This is a genomic window from Dyadobacter sp. 3J3 (genome assembly GCF_009801115.1).
Classification (GTDB): Bacteria; Bacteroidota; Bacteroidia; order Cytophagales; family Spirosomataceae; genus Dyadobacter.
In genome coordinates, this window is sequence record NZ_VTOL01000039.1 from 1 (window position 1) to 5,258 (window position 5,258).

5 protein-coding genes are annotated in these 5,258 nt (G+C 37.5%); 1 reads left to right on the plus strand and 4 read right to left on the minus strand.

Translation table 11 applies throughout. From position 1 onward, the window contains the following. Positions 1-119: 119 nt before the first annotated feature. Both FZF08_RS31340 and FZF08_RS31345 read right to left on the minus strand, forming a co-directional pair. On the minus strand, positions 120-1,046 hold the full coding sequence (locus tag FZF08_RS31340; RefSeq protein WP_229216786.1) for a TonB-dependent receptor: 927 nt from the start codon (positions 1,044-1,046) through the stop codon (positions 120-122). A 152-nt stretch (positions 1,047-1,198) separates the two neighbouring features. Next, a complete protein-coding gene (locus FZF08_RS31345) occupies positions 1,199-1,606 on the minus strand; it encodes a hypothetical protein (RefSeq protein ID WP_159478848.1) in 408 nt (135 codons plus the stop codon). A 628-nt stretch (positions 1,607-2,234) separates the two neighbouring features. Between FZF08_RS31345 and FZF08_RS31350 the strand changes: the two genes are divergently transcribed. Beyond that, complete coding sequence (locus FZF08_RS31350) at positions 2,235-3,272, plus strand: YhcG family protein (RefSeq protein ID WP_159478851.1); 1,038 nt, start codon at positions 2,235-2,237, stop codon at positions 3,270-3,272. A gap of 670 nt (positions 3,273-3,942) precedes the next feature. Here the strand turns inward: FZF08_RS31350 and FZF08_RS31355 are convergent. Further along, positions 3,943-4,584 (minus strand): AbiV family abortive infection protein, encoded by a 642-nt coding sequence (locus FZF08_RS31355; protein WP_159478854.1) that lies wholly within the window; start codon positions 4,582-4,584, stop codon positions 3,943-3,945. A 97-nt stretch (positions 4,585-4,681) separates the two neighbouring features. Next, positions 4,682-5,125, minus strand: coding sequence for an LA2681 family HEPN domain-containing protein (locus FZF08_RS31360; RefSeq protein ID WP_255463804.1), 444 nt, complete (start codon positions 5,123-5,125; stop codon positions 4,682-4,684). Positions 5,126-5,258: the final 133 nt, after the last annotated feature.

The window sequence follows — 5,258 nt, forward strand, 5'->3', positions numbered from 1 at the left end:
GGCAACTTTATAACCAACCTGATATCAGGGTTGATTGCTTATTGTTTCTTTCCCAAAAAGCCTGCCATCAAATTTGAAACAAGTAATACAAATCAAATTACTCTATTTTAAAATCGAACTCAGGTTTCCAGGTTCAAACTAGTATTTGAAGAAAAAACGTAACTGAGCGATGGCGCGACAAAAAAGTTCTTTACTTTCTGGTAATCACGAAAACTATTTGTACGATCATAACCAACAATAGCCCGGTATAGTAACTTTTTATTTTTTGTTAATGCGCCGGTCGCATCAGCCGAGAACCTCGCGGCGTTCCAGGAGCCGTAAGCTGCGGAGAATTCAAAGCGGTTCTCGACCTGTGGTTTTTTTGTAACAAAATTGATAATCCCACCGGGCATACTTTCACTTAGAAGCACCGAAGCAGGTCCTCTGAGAATTTCAACATTTTCAATATTGTAGAGTAAAGGCTGCTGGCTCCACAAATACAGGGTGCCGCGTATGCCATTGAAGGTTGTAAAGCTTGCATCATTTGGATTATAGCCTGTGAAACCACGAAGTGCAAAGCCACCCATCGAATTATTGGCTTTCACACCAGTCATCAAAGGGGCAATGTCATTCAGTGTAAAAGCCTGGCGGTCTTTGATGATCTGTTGTGAAATAACCTGAATGGATTGAGGTGTTTCAAGGATGGGGACATCTGTACGGGTAGCCAGCATGGAATGGCTGCTCTTGTATTGGGTATTTTTACCAGTGACGGTTACTTCTTCCAGTTGTTTTTGATCCTGTGACAGTTGCAGGTTAAGATTCGTTGTTTTACCGGAAGTAATTGTAACATATTGTTTTACAACCGAATAACCCGTGATTGAAATCAGAAAAGTATATGTTCCGGCAGTTATGTTATGCAATGAATAATATCCATTTTCATCCGTGTATGTGCCATATTGTGAATCCTGTATCCGCACATTAACATCGGATAGTGCCTCGTTTTGAAAAGAAATAATATGTCCCCTTAGGCCACCGGTCTGGGATTTGCACACTGTAGTGAAGCTCACAATGCAAAGTATGAGAAAAGTAAATTTGGCCATTTTTGGGCATGGAACATTTGTGAATATGATGGGTTTATACATACCCAATAGCCAGACCTTTGATGTCGGGCATTAGAAGCATGAGAAACCTTTCAAAAAATGAGAAAGAAAATTAAAAATTAGACGGTAGCCGAATGTCTTGGGGGAGAAAAAACTACGAATGGAATTCCCCCGATTGGAATTTCATTGAAATGCGCAAAGCTGTTATAGTTACTATTGAAAGTTGGAGAAACGTTAATGCGAAGACATTCTGAAGCAAAATGACAGTCGATGGCACTGGTTAAAGAAATATCAATATGACTGCCATGATCTGGTGAATTGTTATAATGGGTATCCATCACTTCATCCATTAATACTTCCAGGCCGTCCATACGCATGTACCTGCGTTCTTCGTAACGGTGATTTTGGGTGTAACTTTTTTTAACAACCATCATATACGGCACTTCTTCTGGCCTGCTGATACAGCCCATAACTGCCATCCATGTATAGATAAGCAAAATCAAAGAAGCGAGTACGCGTCGTGCCATAATGCTAAACTAGGTTAAACATTTTGCATATATACGATAAAGTAATGAGAAGCGATTCATTTTACTTCTTTTTCATTTCGAACCATCGCCTCTAAATTTATGATTACATTTTAAACACAGAATTGGCTTTATATGAATGAATGTTCATCAAATCCATACAGCCGAGCGCGGGGGAATTTGTACTTTTGAGTAGTTAAGACCATTTTTGCATTGCGGGCTTAGTCAAGACTTACCTCATCGTACTACAAACTTACATGTAGTATTCCCGACAACCTTAAATCTCATATTGAAGTATTCCGTTCGATTGCTGGCAGTAGAGATGTAGGAATAATATAAAGGTTCAGGTCCAAGTTGAAGGTTTACATATCCTTGCAATTTGTAAAGATAGAATCGATTAAGACACCGAACGTTAACAATAAATAGGCCTTTAACATAACGCCTGTTATACAACAAAATATTATTTGGTGTGGAGATTTTTTTATAAAATTCATTAGGGATGCTTCAAGCTTCGTAGCTAAGCCTAATACCCATTCAAACCGATTTACTTTTCATTTTTCAATAATGAAGTCCCATTTTTTTTCCCACCAATGTTCTTATATTGGCAACTTAACAAATGGGAAGAAAATAAATGAGTGTTTTGCCTGATCAGTATCCGTTAATCCTTTCTGAGCTAAAAGCGGCCATACGTCATAGCCGTTTAAAAGCGCTGCTATCGGCAAATGCAGAGATGCTTTTGCTTTACTGGAGGATTGGAAAAACAATCCTGGATCAGCAGGATCAGTCCGGATGGGGATCTAAGGTAATCGAACAGCTCGCGAAAGATTTAAAAAGTGAATTTGCAGATATGCATGGCTTGTCAGTAAGAAACCTTAAATACATGCGACAATTCGCTAAGGCCTATTCAGATCCTGAATTTGTGCAAGCGTCACTTGCACAAATTACCTGGTACCATCATATTACCTTATTAGGTAAAGTAAAGAATGAAAGCGACAGACTATTTTATATTCAGGAAACAGCAAGGAATGGCTGGTCAAGAGATATCATGGTAATGCAGATTGAATCCGGTTATGTAAAAAGGAAAGGCAAAGCCATTACCAATTTTGCAAATCGTCTCCCTCCTACTCAATCTGATCTGGCTCAACAAGTTACGAAAGATCCTTATCTATTTGATTTCATATCTCTGGCAGACGACTACAAAGAGAAGGATCTGGAAAATGCATTAACAGACCATATTGTTAAATTCTTATTAGAACTGGGAGCAGGCTTTGCTTTCGTAGGAAGGCAATACCACCTGGATGTCGCAGGCTCTGATTTTTACATCGATCTGCTTTTTTACCATTTAAAGCTTAGGTCTTATGTGGTTATAGAACTGAAGACTGGAAAATTTATTCCGGAATATGCCGGGAAATTAAATTTTTACCTTTCAGTAGTAGATGATGTTCTAAAAACCGACCTGGATCAACCAAGCATCGGTCTTTTGATTTGTCAGGATAAAAACAAGGTAGTTGCTGAATATGCTTTGAAGGATATAAACAAACCGATCGGAATTTCAGAATACAAGATTACCGACAGTATTCCGAAAAATCTTAAAGGAAAACTTCCCAGTATCGAAGAGCTTGAAAAGGAACTTGAAGCTCTTACAAACGAGGATAAAGATCCGGTTTAATCCAAAACCTACATGCTTGGTATCAAAAAGTCAGTATCAATAATGTTATTATATATTATTTTCTGAACCTACTTTTTGAGCCAGTATACGCACTGACCATACCTTCGTAAGTGAATTTTAGAGGTGGTTTAAAAAAGTATGACTTTTTGGACCATCACATACCTACGTTTATTTAATGCCGGGCTTTAATCTGGCAGCATAACCAGCAACCTAAAGATACGCCCACTCTCAATTTATGTTAAATTGTCAGATTGTTTTTCTTACGTAGGGGAAGAACTTGCTTTTTAAAACGCTTCTTTACAGGTGTTAGTTGAGGATTGGTCAGTTCATCAACTTTTCTAGCACATCCAATGCACCGTGGAACGCAAGTGCTTTAGTGTGGGTTAATTCTATATTTTAGCACTTAAAATCCCCTCTAAGAATTGCCCATCTGAAAATATTAAAAGAAAAGGTTACAACCTACCGCACTTTCTAACCGAAACTTGAAAGTGCTGTACAAACTGTTGGAATTTCTTTGAAACCACTGCATTTAATCATCGCCAACAAAAGGCCAACAGCCTGAGCTTCTATTTATTATTTTTTTTAGCCCAAATCTTCCTGATACGTTTTCAGTTGTTAAAGACAAGATTGTTGATCTGAATGGCAAAAGCAGTTCGCAATTCCAACGTCGTTAATAATCCGGCTTAATCTGATAAACCAAATGAATAAAGCCCTCTAGATTTCCTTTTTTAAAAGCTTTCATTATATCGACCAGGTAACAGGCATAAGTATGGGCTTCCGAATATTTCTGCTTTTTAATTTGCTGAGGGCCGTACCATCTATTATTGTTTTTAAAAACATAAAATCCCCGTTGCTTCTCTGAATCAGCATTTGCAGACCACTTAATCAATTTTTTAACAAATTCGTTTGGCTCCTTCAAATTGATCAGGTTAAGCGGTTCAGAGGCGTTAATTCTATCTGAATCTAGAACTCTGAATTTATCAAAAGCAGAGCTTATCATACGAAATATGTTTGTCAGGATGGAAGCGGAGAATTCCAAATTCGAAATAACCTCACAGATATGCCTATGCTTGACTGTGTGACTTTCAAACAAAGCCTCAAAATTTTCTACGGGATAATCAGGGTTTATCTTTCTGGCCATACAAATAAAACCTTTAATCCCTTCTTCCGCGGAAAGAATCGCCAGCGACATTGCAATTCCGTATTCTTTATTTTCAGCGGAAATTTCCGCAATTTTTAAAAGAGATACAGAATTTTCCAAGCAAGCTGTGAAACCCTCCTCATAAAACTTCTCATCATAATTTTCACTCATAGGTCTAACCCTTTAACATTATTATTGTATAAAGACCTTATCAATCGTAATGGGCCTTATAGTATATTGATACTAATTTATCAAAAACCCAGCTGGCTCATTTAAAATCCATAATAAACGTTGGCCCCACTTCCTCATCACTTTCGCTTTTTTCCTCAATAGTTTGAAGACGGCAGCAGTAAACAAAGCTGAATATTGCAGCGCGTGTTATTTGCAGTAGATGCAGTGTTTTTAATTTAAAATCCTCGACATCTGTTACAGCCACAAATTCTTCATCCTTAATAATATCAAAAATATCATAATTTACATCTCTTTTATCTCTTATTATCAGTAAATTATGTTCTAATTTGTTCCGCCAATTCTTGAAATGCTTTAATTCACCATTGTTGGTGTTCAGATCACATGCGATGCTATAGAGTGCGTTAAGGTGAAAGTTTCGCAATGCTTCAATTTGTTCCTTTCTCATTTTATCATCCCAAAAAGTCTCGAAATGTATTCTTTTTGTATCCAAATCATAAAGTTTACAAATACCTAACGCAATCTTATCGTAAGCGGCCTATGAACCACATATTTCTTAGGAGAACCGCGGTTTTTACTTTTGACTTAAAAACCAATCAAAATGGATCAGTCAGAAGAAATGTTCAGATTAGTAAGGGAATGGCGTGAAAGTGGCC